This window comes from Oceanicaulis sp. MMSF_3324 (genome assembly GCF_030733545.1).
Taxonomy (GTDB): Bacteria; Pseudomonadota; Alphaproteobacteria; order Caulobacterales; family Maricaulaceae; genus Oceanicaulis.
The window spans coordinates 147,410-163,098 of the sequence record NZ_JASHIU010000008.1 but is presented as its reverse complement, the minus strand read 5'-3'; the positions used below and the strand labels follow the sequence as shown (position 1 = coordinate 163,098).

Annotated in this window: 12 protein-coding genes; all 12 read left to right on the top strand. The window is 66.4% G+C overall.

What is annotated here, in order from left to right; translation table 11 throughout:
- The first annotated feature begins 208 nt into the window (after positions 1-208).
- The 12 genes from RBA95_RS09770 to RBA95_RS09715 all read left to right on the top strand — a co-directional run bounded on the left by RBA95_RS09770 (position 209) and on the right by RBA95_RS09715 (position 15,689).
- A complete protein-coding gene (locus tag RBA95_RS09770; protein ID WP_306016657.1) occupies positions 209-1,729 on the top strand; it encodes a hypothetical protein in 1,521 nt (506 codons plus the stop codon).
- A 4-nt stretch (positions 1,730-1,733) separates the two neighbouring features.
- Positions 1,734-2,018 (top strand): hypothetical protein, encoded by a 285-nt coding sequence (locus tag RBA95_RS09765; protein ID WP_306016656.1) that lies wholly within the window; start codon positions 1,734-1,736, stop codon positions 2,016-2,018.
- The gene (locus RBA95_RS09760; RefSeq protein WP_306016655.1) at positions 2,015-3,703 is read left to right on the top strand and encodes a portal protein; all 1,689 of its coding nucleotides are present in this window, start codon (positions 2,015-2,017) and stop codon (positions 3,701-3,703) included. Before RBA95_RS09765 ends, RBA95_RS09760 begins: the two co-directional genes overlap by 4 nt.
- Before the next feature lie 297 nt (positions 3,704-4,000).
- Complete coding sequence (locus RBA95_RS09755) at positions 4,001-5,014, top strand: hypothetical protein (RefSeq protein ID WP_306016654.1); 1,014 nt, start codon at positions 4,001-4,003, stop codon at positions 5,012-5,014.
- A 183-nt stretch (positions 5,015-5,197) separates the two neighbouring features.
- The gene (locus tag RBA95_RS09750) at positions 5,198-6,184 is read left to right on the top strand and encodes a phage capsid protein (protein WP_306016653.1); all 987 of its coding nucleotides are present in this window, start codon (positions 5,198-5,200) and stop codon (positions 6,182-6,184) included.
- A 67-nt stretch (positions 6,185-6,251) separates the two neighbouring features.
- Complete coding sequence (locus RBA95_RS09745) at positions 6,252-6,749, top strand: hypothetical protein (RefSeq protein WP_306016652.1); 498 nt, start codon at positions 6,252-6,254, stop codon at positions 6,747-6,749.
- Between the two features lie 105 nt (positions 6,750-6,854).
- Positions 6,855-7,481: a hypothetical protein gene (locus RBA95_RS09740; protein ID WP_306016651.1), complete on the top strand. Its 627-nt coding sequence runs from the start codon at positions 6,855-6,857 to the stop codon at positions 7,479-7,481.
- Positions 7,481-10,015 (top strand): hypothetical protein, encoded by a 2,535-nt coding sequence (locus tag RBA95_RS09735; RefSeq protein WP_306016650.1) that lies wholly within the window; start codon positions 7,481-7,483, stop codon positions 10,013-10,015. The genes RBA95_RS09740 and RBA95_RS09735 overlap by 1 nt, the downstream gene beginning before the upstream one ends.
- Positions 10,005-10,445, top strand: a complete 441-nt coding sequence (locus tag RBA95_RS09730; protein ID WP_306016649.1) for a hypothetical protein — start codon at positions 10,005-10,007, stop codon at positions 10,443-10,445. The genes RBA95_RS09735 and RBA95_RS09730 overlap by 11 nt, the downstream gene beginning before the upstream one ends.
- On the top strand, positions 10,445-10,912 hold the full coding sequence (locus RBA95_RS09725; RefSeq protein ID WP_306016648.1) for a hypothetical protein: 468 nt from the start codon (positions 10,445-10,447) through the stop codon (positions 10,910-10,912). Before RBA95_RS09730 ends, RBA95_RS09725 begins: the two co-directional genes overlap by 1 nt.
- Before the next feature lie 8 nt (positions 10,913-10,920).
- The gene (locus tag RBA95_RS09720; protein WP_306016647.1) at positions 10,921-13,308 is read left to right on the top strand and encodes a hypothetical protein; all 2,388 of its coding nucleotides are present in this window, start codon (positions 10,921-10,923) and stop codon (positions 13,306-13,308) included.
- Positions 13,305-15,689, top strand: a complete 2,385-nt coding sequence (locus tag RBA95_RS09715; RefSeq protein ID WP_306016646.1) for a hypothetical protein — start codon at positions 13,305-13,307, stop codon at positions 15,687-15,689. The genes RBA95_RS09720 and RBA95_RS09715 overlap by 4 nt, the downstream gene beginning before the upstream one ends.

Here is a 15,689-nt window from a genome sequence, read left to right as displayed (position 1 = left end):
CCAAAAACCGCCGCCCCCCTGTCAAATCCTACGGGTGGCCAACGGCCTGTGAAGCCCCTTCGGGCTTCGCCTCTGATCGCCTCTGGCGCATCCGCGACCGGAAGGGGCGGAAAGGTTGGGGTCCGGGTCTGGGTCCGGGTGCGGGTCTGGGGGGTGTGTGATGGCGGCGCGGCCCAAAAGCGAGCGGAGCTATCAAGAGCGGCTGGGAATGTTCCAGTCCTACACGCCGCCCGGCCCGATCGCTCAAGCGTGGCTCTATGACACCACGGAAATGAGCTTCATCATGGGGCCGGTTGGCAGCGCCAAGACCACGACAGGGGGTCAAAAGGTTCTGGAAATCGGCCGCGCGCAGCACCCTTCCACACGGGACGGCTGGCGTAAAGCCTATATCTGCGCGATCCGCATGAACTATCGCCAGATGCACCAATCGCTCATCCCGAGCTGGAACAAGATGTTCCCGCGCGATTTTCCAAATTCGGAATGGACGGGCGAGAAGGACGGCCCGTGCCGGCATGTCCTGCGGTTCGAGCCAAAGGGCGAGCCGCCCATCATGATCATTGTGGACTTCCGGTCCCTGGCGGATCACAGCCTGGAAAACTTCGTGCGCGGTTTCGAGCCGACCGCCTGGTGGCTCAACGAGGTGGACGAACTGCCGCCCGGCGCGCTGGGCGCATGCTATGACCGCGCGGGCCGGGCCTTTCTCGACGAACGGCCTGATGACTTGCCGCCCGTGCAGTATTCGAAAGTCTTTGGCGATCTGAATGCGCCGGATCTCGATAACTGGTTCACCGAGGATTACATCAACGCCAAGCCTGCGGGCTTCCGGCTCTACCGCCAGCCGTCCGGCTTTGATCCGCGTCACGAAAACGCGGTCAATCTGCGCAAGATCAATCCGAACTATTATCAGGACAAGGCGGAGAAATACCGCAACGAGAACGGCGATTGGGCTGTCAAGCGCTTCATCGAGAACGAGCCGGGGATCTCGCGGCGCGGCAAGTCCATCTACGACACCTATGTGGACGAGGTTCACACGGGCAAGGCGGCCCTGCCCTGGTCTGGCGGGCGGATCGTCATTGGCGTTGACCAGGGCTCAACCCCGGCCGCAGTCGTGTGCGAGGAAACCCGGCTGGGCGGCGCGCATGTGCATTTCGAGCTGGTGACGCCGCCCGGCGAAACCCAGGTGGCGGCGGATCTGGGGCGGCGCGTGGCGCGCAAGATGCTGGCCGAGTTTGGCCGCACCAGTGTGACCGCCAATATCGAACTGGCGTTCGACCCGGCCAGCTTCAACACCGAAAGCACCGAGTACCATTTCGCCTTCAACTTCATGACCGGCTTCCGCGAAGTCATGGGCGAAGGCGTGGGGCGCGTCGTTCCCAAACAGGCCCTGTCCAATGACCCGGACACGCGCTGGGATGCGGTCAAGCGCCTGCTGCGCGAGGTGGGCGGGCTGCTGGTGTCGCCTGATTGCCCGTATCTGCGCCGGGGGTTCATGGGCTCATACAAGCGCGCCCAGCTGCCCGGCCAGACGGCGCGCTTCTCCGATCGCGCGGAAAAGAACGAATACAGCCACGTTCATGACGCCTTGCAGTACGCCGCCCAGCGGTTCCGCCCCGCGATCGGGCGGATGACCGAGGTCGCGCCGGGCGTTTACCGCGACACCTTGCCCGAACAGCGCGGCCGTCCGGCGCTTTACGCCCCCACCCCTTCCATTCTTCTCGATCATGAGTGAGGCCATGGGTTTTCTGTTTCCGTCCGCGCCCGATCCCGAACCGACGCCAGAGGCCGAAGACGCCACGGCGCGCCGTCGCGCCCGCGCCTTCCGCGAGCGACGCCGCAATATGGGGCGGTCCTCCACGGTCCTGACCGGTCGCACCGATGCGCCGGCCGCGTCCGCCCCTTCCAGTCCGTCCGACCCGGTTGGGTCTGCCCGCATTCGCCGCACGGGCGGCGGCGCGCTGACCCCCTGGACCCAGCAAGGCGGGGCGACCCGCTCCACGCTTTTGAGTGATCTGCGATGAAACTGAAGCCCGGCGCTGCGAGCGAAGAAGAAAACAAGGCTGGCATGTCCGCGATCAAGTCGCGGATGGCCGAGCTGAAACAGATCCGTGACGGCGATGTGCTGACCGAGTGGGAGGAACTGGCCCCCTGGGTGCTGCCGCGGCGTGACTTCTGGCTTCCCAAGACACGGGGCGGGCTGCGCCGCAAGAAGCTGGTGGACCTGTCCGGCGCGATCAACTGCGAGCGCGCGGCCGCCCTGATCCATGGCTACATGATCAATCCCTGGGAGCCCTGGATCAGGCCCCGACTGCAAACGCCGCGCGATTTGTCGCGGGAGGAAGAAATCTGGTTTGAGGATACGGGCGACCGGATCTTCAATTTCCTGTCCGGCTCTCGATCGAGCTATCGCACCGCCAGCCATGAAGCGCTTCTGGACTGGATCACCTTTGGCAATTCGGTGAAATGGTCCGGCTCGGCCGGGGCGGCGCAACGGCCCTATTTCAAATCCGTTCCGCTCAAGGAATGCTATTGGGCCGAGGGCGAGGACGGCACGGTGGATACGCTGTATCGCCGCTTCACCATGACCCTGATCAATGCGGTCAAGCGCGCTCAGGCGCTGGGCGTGTTTGAGGCCCTGCCCGGCCTCAAGCGCAAATGGAATGACGGCAAGTGCAATCACCAGGAAGAACTGACCATGGTGCGCGCGGTGGAGCCGCGCGTTGATGGCGTCTATGGCGCGGCCGGGATCAACAAGCCGTTTTCTTCGGTGCTGTATTGCGAAGACACCGATGACGTGTTCCAGGTGTCCGGGTTTGACCTGTTCCCCTTCACCGTCTCGCGCCTGACCAAGCGGGCCGGGAGCGCCTATGGTCAAGGTCTGGCCTGGAACGCCCTGCCGGCGATCAAGCTCCTGAATGCCCTGAAAGAGGGATTGCTGCGCCAAGCCGAGCAGGAAGCGGACCCCGCCCTGATCGACGTGAATGGCGTGTTCCGCGACAAGGCGCTGGATCGCCGCCCCGGCGCAGTGAATTTCCTGCAAGGCGCGGACTTTGGTCTGGCGCAGCCGCGCGAGCTTTTGCAGCGCGTCCAGCAGCAAGGCAATCTGCAAATCAATGTCGAGCTGGTGCGCGAACTGCGCCGCGAGATTGAACAGGCGTTTTTCACCGACTGGATGGCGTTGGGCGAAGGCAAGTACGTCACCGCCGAGCATACCGCGTCGATCCGGGATCTGCGCTTGCGCGCCATGTCGCCCATGGTGGCGCGCGGCGAGCAAGAAGATCTGACCCATACCGGCGACCGCGCGTTCTACCTCTTGCAGAAAAGCGGCGGCTTCACCGAGGCCCCGCAAACTCTGGCTGATGAGGTGGTGGATTACGATTACACCAGCCCGCTCGCCCAGGCGCAGAAACGCGGCGAGCTTGAGGAAGTCGATCGGGTCATTCAAGGCGCCATGGCGCTGCGGGATCTGGACCCGGACAGCCTGGACGTTTTCGATTTTGACGAGATCGCCCGCTCGCGCGCCAAGGCGACCGGCGCGCCGGTTCGCTATACGCGCAGCCTGGACGAGGTGGAGCGTTTGCGCGCCGAGCGTCAGAAGCGCCGCCAGCAGCAAGAACAGGCCGAGCAAGCCGAGAAACAGGCCCGCGCCCTGCGCGATGGCTCGCAGGCGCTCAATACGGCCGGGCTGACGCCGGAGGCTGTCTGATGGCCGTGGCGTCGATCTTCCGTCTGTTTGAAGGCTTGCGTGAATGGCAGGCCCGCGCGGCGTTCGCAAGGGATGCCCGCGCCCTGTTCGGCGGGCCGCGCGGCCGCCGTGTCATGGCGGGATTGTTTCAAATGAATGGCGTGTTTGCAGGAGCCGAAGCCCGGCCCGTAGATGCACGCGCCGCCTTCATCGCTCAGGGCCGCCGCGAGGCGGTGCTTGAGCTGTTCAAAGCCGCTGGGGGCGATGTCGGCGCCCTCGGCCGAGCTGTCGCGGCCGACAATCTCAATGAGGCGTTTGATGACGACCGAAACCACCGAAACCCCGAACACGCCGCCGACCCCGGACACGGAGACGGAGAACGGGACGCAGAACCCGCCCCCCTCCGATACGCAGACCTCGACGACGAAGGATACAACGATCCTCGGCGGGGAGCAGTCCAGCTCGGAGGACCAGACGGATACGACGAACTCGACGACCCAGGCGAAGACTGAAACGGCCAATATGGCGGCGCTTCTGGCGTCGCTTCCCAAAGAGCAGCAGGACTTCATCCGGTCGCGCGGCCATGGGGAACACTCGCTTGAGGAACTGATCGGCGGCTATCAGGCAGCCTACCGGTACACGGGCATGGACAAGGCCGAGCTTGTGCGCCGTCCGCGCGAGAGCCGGGAGAATGACCCCGAAGGCTGGGCGGCCTATGACAAGGCGCTGGGCGTGCCCGAAGATGGCAAATACGGCGAGTACACGCCGCCTGACGGACTGGCCAATCAGGTGCCCGATGAAGTCATGACCAAGCTCGATGCGTTTCTGATCGAGCAAGGCGGCCCGGCCGCCACGCCGGAAACGCGCACGGCCGTGCTCAATTTCTACAACCAGCTGGCCAAGGACGAGGGCGCGCGCGCCGAGGACGCCTACAAGCAGCAGGTGGAAACCGGGCTGAAAGCGCTCAAGGATGAATGGGGTGATGATTACGCCGGGCGTGTGAACGGGGCCATCCAGGTGCTGCGCCAGTTTGACGACAAGCCCGCCGAGGGCGAGCAGCACGGCCCCATGGTCAAAATGCTCAATGAAACCGGGCTGGGTGATGATCCGCGCATGATCGCCTTCATGAGCAAGATCGCCGAAGCCACCGCCGAAGGCGGGCTGGATCAGGTGACAAGCCCAAGCAGCCCGCACCGCATGTCAGCTGACGCGGCCAGCAAGCGCATTCAGCAGATTGAAAGCACGGATGGCTTCTGGACCGGTCAACGCCCCGATCATCAGCAATTGGTGAAAGAGCGCGCAGAGCTTATGAAAATCGCTCACGGCGCTTGACGCTCGCGCCAAATCAGGACAGCGATTAAAACCCTTGCTTTCGTCGGCGGATACCCGGTCACGGCCCGCTGGCGAAGGCCGGTTGGGCGACCGCAAAACGTCAAGGCGCAAGTCCGGTATCTGCCGGGGACCTTAGCCGTCTGAGCACTTGTTCATTCGGAAACACTAAGGGAGCGCCGCAAGATGGCCGATACCCCCACGGAAGGCGGCCGCCTTCCCCAGCACAAAGTCATCGCCTTTGGTCAGAATGTGACCTTTGTGGGTCAGCAGAAACAGAACCGGCTTGTCGGTGCTGTTCAGGCCCAGATGGGTTACGCCGAAAAAGGCGACCGCTACACGCTTGAAGGCTTTGGCCTGTCTGATCCTACCGAGATCTACGATGATTTCGGTGATACGCCGGACGGCGATCAGATCGACAAGCACCGCCGCGTCGGCATGTTCAAGACCTATACTGACACCAAGAAGGTCGGCAGTATCGAGCGGGCTGAAACCCTGATTGATCCGGCCAACCCGACGGTCATGGCCATGGGCTGGGGCATGGAGCGCCGCCGCGATCGGACCATTCTCAAAGGCATGGTTGGCAAGGCGGCCTATTACGACAAGGAAGGCGATATTGCCTATTCCGCCTTGCCGAACAGCCAGAAGATCGCGCACGACTTCAACAAGCTGACCAAGGGCGCAGCGGATGGTGACGCGGCGCCGGCCTCGGCGGTTGTGGGGCTGAGCTGGCCGAAGCTGCGCCAGATGAAGATCATCCACGGCCGTTCTGATCGGGAGCGCACCGGCCCGATCCATATTGCCTGCACCGAAGAAGACATTGAGTTCCTGCGCACCTCGGCCGAGTTCTCCGCCGAGCGCCATGTGATCAACGGGATCTCCCGTGTGGCGGATGGCGAAACCGCGCAATTCGGCTCGTACTTCTTCCACATCATGCCGGAAAAGCAGCTCAAGGCTGACTTCCTGGTGGGCGGCGCTGCGAACCGTTGGTTCATCCCGACCTGGAACCCGGCCGTGATCCATTACAAGGAACGGCCGCTGGTCAGCACGAAAGTCTGGGAGCGCTCCGAGAAGCGTTTCCGCTGGTATGCCCACTACGAAAACCAGGACTCCTGCGTGCGGGAGTATGATGACGGTGTTGTGCTGATCGAGGTCCAGCGCGAGGCCGCCTGATAAGCGGGGCGGGGTTCAGGCCCCGCCCTGATCTTCCCTGTTTACCCTTACAAGCAAGGAGCCAATCATGGCGACCCTCTACACCAATCTGACCAAGGGGCTTGACGAAACTCCGTTCCGCCCTGTCCCGGAAGGCTATCTGCAAGGCAAGGCGCGGGCAGTTCGCACGCAACCGGCCGTCCTTGAACCGGCGCAGAATGACGTGCTGGACATTGCCGTGCTTCCGGCTGACACCGTGTTCAACCCGATCCATGCCGCCGTGCTGTTCGGCGCGTTCGGTGCGGGCGTCACGCTGGATATTGGCTGGAAAGCCAATGGCGCGATCGGCCTGGCCGCAGATCCGAACGGCCTGGCGGACGGCCTGGATATTTCCGCCGCTGGCAGCGCCAACCCCTTCGGGATCAAGAACACCGTGACCGGCTTTGATCAACCGCTCTGGAAATGGTGCGGGCTGAGCGAAGCCCCGGCGCCCGGCAGCATGATTACCCTGACCGGGACTTTCGCGGACGCCGCGCCCGACCCGGCCTCGATCGCGTTCTACCTGCCCCTGCTTCAAGGGCGCTAACCCCTCCCCGGCGCGTGGTGGGCGCGTCGGGCGCGTGACGGGGGCTATTCGGCCGCAACCTTGGCCCCCGTCACGCCAGTTTTCCAACCCGGAGCGAGGCGCGCGATGGACACCCGGACCGACATTATCAACGGTGCGCTGGATTATCTCGACGAGCCTGAAGTGCGCGGCGAGCCCGACAGCGCCGAGCTTCTGGGGCGGTCGCTGCAATCAGCGGCCTTTCGCCGTTACAGCAGCGCGCTTGATGATCTGCTACGCCGCCGGGCGTGGAGCTGGGCGATGCGATACGAGCAATTCGCCGCCCATGTCGGCCCGGCTACGGATCGTGAGGCCGAGTTTAAAACCCTGATCGAACTGCCGGAAGGTCTGATCAAGGTCATTGCCGTCAATGATGACCCCGAACTGCGTTGGGCGCGGCGCGCGGGCGAAGCGGGCAGCGCAGCGGGGCTTCTGGGCGTCAACGCGGATGCGCCTGTGCGCGTGCGTTACGTGCTGCGCCCGGACGAAGCGCATATGCCCGCCGACTTCAAGCTGGCGCTGGCCGCGCATCTGGCGCAGCTGGTCAGCGCGCGAGCGTCCGACATTAGCGGCGCCACCCGACAAGGCATCGCCCAGGATGCGCGCCGGCTTTACGGCCAGGCCGCGATCAATGACGGCGCTGAAGGCGGCGCGGCGCTGACGCGGCCCTTCGGCGAGGACGAAAGCCCGATGCTGAACGAGGCGTTCAGCTGATGGATACGGGCGTTCAGCAAACCCGGTTCAATGGCGGCGAGTATGACCCGCGCCTGCATCGGCGGTCTGACTGGGACGCCTGGCAATGGGGCATGTCGCGCATCCTCAATCTGGTGGCGCTCAAGGAAGGCGGGCTGACCCGCCGCATGGGAACCCGGTTTGTCGCGCGCTGCGTGGATGATGCGCCGGGACGGCTTCTGCCGTTTCGCCGCTCGCAGGACGACATGGTGCTGATTGACGCGCGCGCGGGCGCGTTCCGGTTCTTTGATGCAGCCGATCAAAGCGTGATCGAGCATGAGGGCGCGCCCTATGAGCTGGCGCACGCCATGGACCTGCCCGCCCTGACGGCGCTCTACACCTGGCAATCGGCGGACGTGCTGTTCATGAGCGATCGCCGGGGGGATGATCAGCCCCAGTCACTGGCCCGGTATGACACGACCGACTGGCGATTGAACCCGTTTGAAGCCAAGCAAGGCCCTTACCTACCCCAGAACGGGGATGACACGCATACGCTGAGCGTGAGCGCCTATGAGGGCGCGGCCACCCTGACCAGTTCAAAGCCCTTGTTCACCGCCGCCCATGTGGGCGCGCTGGTGCGCCTGTTTGAAGGCGATCAGATGGAGGATTATTCCGTCTGGACCCCGGAAGAAACGGTGGACGCCAATTCGGTGCGCTCCTATGGCCCGAATGTCTATCAGTCCCAGGGCAGCGCCACATGCGGCAACCGCCCGCCCGTGCATCTGGACGGCATTGTGCGCGACGGTCAGGCGGGGGCGTTGTGGCAGTACCTGCATGACGGCGCGGGGCTGGTTGAAATCACCAGCGTGGCTTCTGCGACGAGTGCAGGCGTCACGGTGCTCAAGCGCCCGCCCTCCGCAGGCGTCGCTCTGAAATTCTGGGCTGAAGGCGCGTTCTCGAATGCGCGCGGCTGGCCGCGCATTGGCGGGATCTTTGAAGAACGCTTTGTGCTGTTCTCGACCGCCGCCGAACCGGACACGGTGCATCTGTCAGCGACAGGCGAATACACGCCGACCCAAGCGGTGTTCCGCCCCGGCACCGGATCGGGCGAGGTCAACGACAATGACGCGGTGCGCCGCACCATCGCCAACGGCCAGGTGCTGTTTCCGGCCTGGGTCCATGCGGACGAGCAAATGCTGATCGGGACGCCTCTGGGCGTGTTCCGCTTTGTCGGCCCGACCCTGGATGAGCCCATCAGCCCGGCCTCGGCCGTGGCGCGCAAGCTGCGCCGCGTGCCCGGCTGCGCCCCGGACGTTCTGCCTGAAACCGCCCATGGCCGCCTGATTTACCCCTCGCGCACCGGGCGCGGTCTGGTGTCGCTGGATCTGGTGGATGAAGGCTTTGAAGACCTTTTGGCGCGGGCGGGCCATATCGGCCGGCGCGGCCGCATCCAGCAAATCGTCTGGCAGGCCGAGCCCGAACACCGGCTCTGGATGCGCAACGAAAACGACGAGCTGTTCTGCTTCACCTATGACCCGACCCATGGCGCCTATGGCTGGACGCGTCAGGCCCTGGGCGGACGCTATGAGGACCGCGCGCCCAAGGTGGAGAGCCTTGCGGTCCTGCCCGATCAGTCCGGCCGGGACCGGCTCTGGTTGCGCGTCGCGCGCACTGATGATGCGGGCGCTGTGGTGCGCACCATCGAAGTGCTGGACCCGGACTGGTCGCCCGAACGCGCCCTGCTGGATGCGTGTCTGCATCTGGACGCAGCCGTGAGCTATGACGGATGGAACACCGACGCCAGCCGCACGCTGACGATCGAGAGCGTGACCGCGCTAGAGCGGGACGCCAGTTGCACGCTGAACGCGGCGGGCATAACCCTGGACGCCCTGGCGGGGCGGACCGTGCATTTGCGGGTTGTGGACACTGACCGGGACGGCCAGCTGAGCGCGCGCATTATCAAGCTCAAGCTGGCTGATGACGCCAGCGGCGCGACCGCCAGCGGCCGTTTCACGCACACCCCGCCCCAGGATCTGAGCGGCTGGATCGCCAGCCCGATCAGCGACTGGGCCGAATGCGCCTTGCAGGTTGGCGGTGCAAGCCATCTGAATGGCATGCCCCTGACCGGCTGGGCGGACGGCGTGCGCCTTGATGATCTGAGCGCCGAAGCGGGCGTTGTGGACGTGAGCGCGCTGATCGAGCCCGCCGCCCGGATCGAGGTCGGCTTGTCTCATGACTGGTTGGCGCGCACCCTGTATCTGGACTTTCCCAGCCGGGGCGAAACCAAGCTGGCGCGCAAGCGGATCAAGGATCTGGCGATTGGCTATGTGAACACGCGCGGCGGCCGCGTGCGCGTCATCACCGGGTCTGACAAAGGCGTGTCCCATCACGCCCTGCCGCTTGAAATCCGCGATGATGCGGACCCGCTGGGCCAAGCGCCGCGCGCCAAGAACGGCCAGACCCCAATCAATATCGAGAGCGGCCGCGCCTATGAAGTGCGGCTGGAAATCAGCGGCGACGGGCCGGAGCCCTTCACGCTGGATCATATCGCGGCGGGGGTTGGCCTTGGCGTATGAGTTGCGCCCCTATGCGCCCGGCGATGTGCTGGCGATCGAGGTTCAGCCCGATCAGCGCGGCGAGCTGATCGAGGGCTGGCGCGACCAATGGCGGACGCGGCGGCCCAAGGGGCCGGCGCTGAGCCTTCTGTCAGACGGGCAGGCGCGGATCTGCGGCGGCATCGAGCCGATCACGCCCTGGCGCGGCTATTTCTGGCTGTTGGCCAGTGAGGGCGTGGGCGCGAGCGGCTGGGGAAAGGTCATGCGCGCAGGCCGCCAGCTGCTGGACGAAAGCCCGCACCATCGGATTGAGAGCGTGGCCAATGCCGAGGTGGGACGGTTCGCGCGGTTTCTGGACAAGCTGGGCCTGCACCGCGAAGCCGTGATGCGCCGTTACGGCGCGGCCGGCGAGGATTTTGCGCTTTATGCGATCACGAAGGAGGCGGTCTGATGGCGAATTTGCTGATGGCGGGCGGCGCGATCGTCACCGGGGTGGGCGGCTATTATCGCTCACGCGCCGAGGCCGCCGCCCTGGAAGCGGATGGCCGCGAGGCGCGCCGGGTGGCGGAGAGCGAAGCGCGGGCGCGATCGCGCGAAAGCCGCGCCGCGATCGGCCGGGGCATCGTGACGGCCGGGGCGTCTGGCGCAACGATCGAGGGCTCCGCCCTCGACGTGCTGGCTCGCATGGAAGCTGAGGGCGACGCCCATGCCCGCCGCGCCCGATATGAAGGGCGTCGCCGACAGGATGCGCTCAACAATCAGGCCGCCAGCACCCGCGCCCAGGGCACGATCACGCTGGTGTCCTCGCTCCTGGCTGCAACCGGAACCGCCCTGTCGGGCGGCGGGTCAAGCGGCGCTGGCGCGGAAGGCATGAAGATCCAGGCAGGCGCGAGCAAAGCCGCCAGCGCAGGCGGATAGGAGGCGACATGGCGGCGCGTATTGATGCAGGCGCAAACCGGCGCAGCGGTCTTGGGTTCATCCAGACGGCCGCGCGTCAGGCCGATATTGGCGATCTGGGGCTAACCACGCTGGGCCGGGGGCTGATGCAGCGTGAAGCGCGCAATGAGGCCCAACGTGATGCGCTTGGCCGCCAGATCGACGCGGAAAAGGCCGAGCATGCCCGCAATGAAGCGCGCTTGTGGCTGGCGCAGGAAAGCGGCGGTCTGCGTGAAGAACTGACCACCCTCTTCAACACCGAGGCCGAGCGCTATACGGGCGCGGAAGACGGGTTCGCCCAGCACTTCCAGACCCGCATGCAGGAGACAATCAGCGCCCGCCTGGGCTCGACCATGACCGACGAACGCCGCACGGCCCTGCGCTATGCGGCGGAAGGGCTGAGCGAGCATTTCGGGCTGAGCGCGACGGAGCTGGAAACCAGCCGCCGCAGCGCCTACCAGGCCGGGGCGGTGCGCGATGGCGTGGTGTCGCGCGCCAATGCCGTGCTGAGCGACTGGCAGAGCTATGACACGGTGCGCGCGGAAGTGCCCGTGCTGGTGGAAGCGGCGCCCGAGCATTTGCGCCGTCAGCTACAGGCGGACGCTGAAGAACGGCTGGCGGTGGCGCGCTTCTCATCGCTGATCGAGGATGACCCGGCGCAGGCGCTCGCCGAGCTGGACAGCGGCGAGTGGGATGCACGGCTTGGCGATCGCAAGGGACCGGTGTTGAACCGGGCGCGTTCCGCACGGGAAGCCGCGCGCCGGGAGGCCGCCCGCGCCCAGAGCGAAGCGGATATGTTCGCCCTGATCAATGCGCAGCCGGCCATGGAAAGCCATGTGGCCTCGATCGCGGCGACCGGCCGGGGCGTGGAGGGTTTTGACGAGGACGACATTCTGGGCGTTCTGGCGCGGCGTAGCCCGCAGCGCGCCGCCCAGTTCCGTCGCGAGATTGACCAGGCGCACGCCACCTATGCCGCGCTTGGCGATATTGACCAGATGACGGGCGCGGAAATCAACGCGCATCTGCAAACCCTGCGCCCCACGCCGGGCGCGGCCGATTTCGCCCAGTCCGCCGCCCTGTATGAACAGGCCGCGCGCGTGGTGAGCGCAACCCAGGAGCAACGCGCCGAAGATCCGGCCGCCGCCGTGGCGCGATCGGAACCGGTGCGCCGAGCCAGCGAGATCGCCCGCGCCGCCGAGATCCTGTCTGATCCGATGACCGGGGAAGCCGAGCGCAGCGAAGCCGCGCGGACCTTGCAGGCGAGCGGGATTACAGATCCGGGCCAGGCGCAAATCCTGCTGGCGCGCACCCGGCTGTCCGAGCAGGAGCGGCTTGGCGTGCCGCCCACCCAACGCCGGGTGATGACCCAGGCCGAAGCCGACGCCGCCGTGGCCCGCTATGAGGGCGAAACCGATCCGGGGCGCGCCTTGCGCGATGTGCTGGACATGGCCAATGGCTGGGGCGCGTATGCGCCGCAAGTGCTGGCGGATCTGGAAGCGGCGGGCCTGCCGTCCGAAGTGCGGCTGGCCGCCGCCCTGCCCCAGACGCCGGGCATGGTGACGCGGTATGCGCGCGCGCTGACCAGCCGGGACGACAATGAGGACCGGCTCAGCGCGTCCGAAAAACGCAATCTGGAAAACGCGGTTGCGCGCGAACTCTCGCCCCTGGTGGAGAGCTTCGCCGCCAATGTGGACGCCGCCCCGCGCAGCGCCGCCCTTGTGGAGGCCGCCTATGCGCTGGCGCTCGATGCGCGCGTGTCCGGCACACGCCGGGGCGCGGCGGCGCGCGATGCGGCCCAGGCGTTCACACAGCGCTATGACTATCATGACGGCTATCGTGTGCCCGTCAGCGTGGCGAACGCGCAGGTTCACTTGCCGATGACGCGCGAGCTGGACGGGGCGTCGCGTCCGCGCGGCGGTTCCGGGCCGCAGCGTCGCGGCGATGTGATCGCGCAAGGCGCGGATGCGGCCCTGTCGATCCTGACCGCGGACAATGGCGCCCGGCTTCTGGCCACCGAAGGGGGCGCCCTGCCCGTCTTGTCACGCGCGCGCATTACCGCGTCCGGCGTTCTACGCGAGGGCCAATGGGTGACCCAGGACGATGAAAGCGGGCTGGCGCTGATGGCCGAGCGTGACGGGGTTCTGTTGCCCGTGCGTGATGCAGCGGGCGATCCGGTGCGTCTGGGCTGGGACGAGCTGACCGAGCTGGGGCGCGTGCATATCGCCCGGCCTTCGCAATCCTCCGCCGTCTTTGACCGCATGACCGCCCTGCGTCGCGGCGAAGACCCTGACGCGCCCGGCGTGCGCCCCTATGGCCGTGCAACCGGGGAAGGCTGGCGTAACTGGCCGATCCTTGAACAGATCTGGGGGGATGAATGAACCCGTTCGGCCTGCACCTGCCTGAGCCCGATCCCGAATTTGAGCAGAGCGCCCCCTTGCGCGTCGGCCGAGGCGCTGCGTTTGGCGCGGCCGTGGATGACGCCCTGTCCACCTCCCTGACCGGATTAAGCGCGCGCGGCCTGACCGCCGCCTCGCGCAATCTTGGCCGCGCGGTTGAAAACCTCGCTGCGCCGGGCGTGCCGCGTCTTGAGAGCGATCCGTATCTGTCGGCCGAGGACGCCAACGCCGCCTTCGGCATTGAGGGGGTTCTGAGCTTTGATGCGGCCGTGCCCGAAAGCCGCGCGCGTGAGCTGTACCAGATCAAGAGCGCCGAGGCGGAGCGCCAGGCGCTGTTGTCGCGCTCTGACGCCACCGCGCCCGAACTGTTCGCGGTGGGGCTGAGCGCGTCATTCCTGGACCCGCTGGGCGCGGCGGCGTCGGTCCTGCCGGTGGGCGCGCTGGCGCGATCCGCGCCGGTCATGGGCCGGCTCGCCCGCTCATCCTCACTGTCAACCCGGCTGGGCGTGAATGCAGTGGAAGGCGTTGCGGGCGCGGCCGGGGCGGAAGCAGCGATCTATCCGCTGGCGAGCGTGCGCGAGCAACGCGACTACACCGTGGCGGACAGCCTGTTGAACCTTGTGGTCGGCGGCGGTTTCGGCGCAGCGACCGGGGCTATGGGCTATGCCTTCATGCCCGGCGCGGAACGCCGCGCGCGCCAGCAGGCCGAGGCGTTGAACGAAAGCGCCCCCGCGCCCCAGCCGGTCCGGCAAGCGGCCATGGAGGGCGCGATCGCGGATCTGGCGAGCGATCAGCCCGTGTCCACCGCTGGCGAAGTCATGCAGACCTATCGCGCGCTCGAGCGCGAACGGCTGGAAACGCCGGGCGAGCCCATCGCCACACGGCCCTTGCGCCGCTCCACCGCGATCACGCCCACCGGGAGCCGGGTTGATGTGGAGTATGCGCTGGTTGAGGTAGATGATCTGATTACCTCGCACACCGATGATTTCCGCCGCGATCCGCGTTTCCCCGAAGCCTTGCAGCCGCGCGACCGCACCCGCGCCGCCATGCAGATGCAGGTTGAGGAAATCAGCCGCCATCTGGACCCCGAACGCCTGGGCGAAACCTTTGAAGCGGGATCGGGCGCGCCGGTCATCGCCCCGGACGGGATCGTGGAAAGCGGCAATGGCCGGGGCATGTCGATCCGCCGCGCCTATGCCAACGGCCAGGCGGAAGCCTACCGCGACTGGCTGACCCGTCAGGGTTTCAACACCAAGACCATGGCGGCCCCGGTTCTGGTGCGTGTGCGCACGTCCCAGCTTGACGCCCGATCGCGCATCGACTTTGTGCGCGATGCGAACACCCGCGCCACGGCGGGCTTGAGCGCAGCCGAGCAGGCGTTGACCGATGCGCGATCGGCGAGCGCGGAACTGTTTGACCTGTATCAGGGCGGCGACCCGGCCCAGCTACAGAACACCGATTTTCAGCGCGCCTTCATCGAGCGCGTCGTGCCCGCCGCCGATCGCAATATCTATCAGAATGCGGACGGGGCGCTGTCGCCCGAAGGCTTGCGCCGCCTGAATGATTTCCTGTCCGCCTGGGCCTATGATGACTTGAACCTGATCACGGCCCTGACCGAGAACGAGGAACCGGGGCTGAAATCACTGGGCGGCGCATTGCGCGATGCGGCGGCCGATATGGGCCAGCTGCGCGCGGCGATCCAGCGCGGCGACCTGCATCCCGATCTGGACCCGGCCCCGGCGATCGGGCGCGCCCTGCAAGCCTTGCGCGTGATCCGGGAGAACGGGATTTCCGCCATCGACACGGTAGACGCCTTTGATGGCGTTCTGGACCTGGACGCCTATTCGTATCTGGCGCGCTTTCATGTGAGCGGCGATCTCAACCGGTTGCGTTCGCGTGAAAGCCTCGCCAAGCTCATCAGCACCAGCGCTCGCATCCAGCTGGATCGGGCGCGCGGCGCGCTCATGGAGGAACCCCGCCATGTCACAGTCACGGACGCGGCCCTTGAAAGCCTCGACACCCTCGCCCGCGCCGCAGAGCGAGAGCCCGGACGGGGCGAACAGCGCGCAGCGGGTTTCCGCAGCGTCGCTGAGGCGATCCGCGCACGCCGAAGCGCTGGAATTGGCGGCGAAGGAGGTGGCGGAGAGCCCAGAGGACGCAGCCTATTTGACGCGCCTGAGCCAGAGGCTCGCGCCGAAATAGGCGGCGATGACGCCACCCGCCTTCAATCGGAAATCGAGGATCTGGACGCGCTTCTGAGTGAAGACGAGCGCGCGGCCGCCGCCGAGGCGGACGGCGTGCGTGATCCATCCGTGATCAATACTGCGCTGCGCGCGGCGGCGCGTTGCCTGCTGGGACGCTGA

Bases quoted from the DNA above. Each gene is read 5' to 3' on its own strand.
- RBA95_RS09770 (WP_306016657.1), top strand. From the start codon at position 209: ATGTTCCAGTCCTACACGCCGCCCGGCCCGATCGCTCAAGCGTGGCTC.
- RBA95_RS09765 (WP_306016656.1), top strand. From the start codon at position 1,734: ATGGGTTTTCTGTTTCCGTCCGCGCCCGATCCCGAACCGACGCCAGAG.
- RBA95_RS09760 (WP_306016655.1), top strand. From the start codon at position 2,015: ATGAAACTGAAGCCCGGCGCTGCGAGCGAAGAAGAAAACAAGGCTGGC.
- RBA95_RS09755 (WP_306016654.1), top strand. From the start codon at position 4,001: ATGACGACCGAAACCACCGAAACCCCGAACACGCCGCCGACCCCGGAC.
- RBA95_RS09750 (WP_306016653.1), top strand. From the start codon at position 5,198: ATGGCCGATACCCCCACGGAAGGCGGCCGCCTTCCCCAGCACAAAGTC.
- RBA95_RS09745 (WP_306016652.1), top strand. From the start codon at position 6,252: ATGGCGACCCTCTACACCAATCTGACCAAGGGGCTTGACGAAACTCCG.
- RBA95_RS09740 (WP_306016651.1), top strand. From the start codon at position 6,855: ATGGACACCCGGACCGACATTATCAACGGTGCGCTGGATTATCTCGAC.
- RBA95_RS09735 (WP_306016650.1), top strand. From the start codon at position 7,481: ATGGATACGGGCGTTCAGCAAACCCGGTTCAATGGCGGCGAGTATGAC.
- RBA95_RS09725 (WP_306016648.1), top strand. From the start codon at position 10,445: ATGGCGAATTTGCTGATGGCGGGCGGCGCGATCGTCACCGGGGTGGGC.
- RBA95_RS09720 (WP_306016647.1), top strand. From the start codon at position 10,921: ATGGCGGCGCGTATTGATGCAGGCGCAAACCGGCGCAGCGGTCTTGGG.
- RBA95_RS09715 (WP_306016646.1), top strand. From the start codon at position 13,305: ATGAACCCGTTCGGCCTGCACCTGCCTGAGCCCGATCCCGAATTTGAG.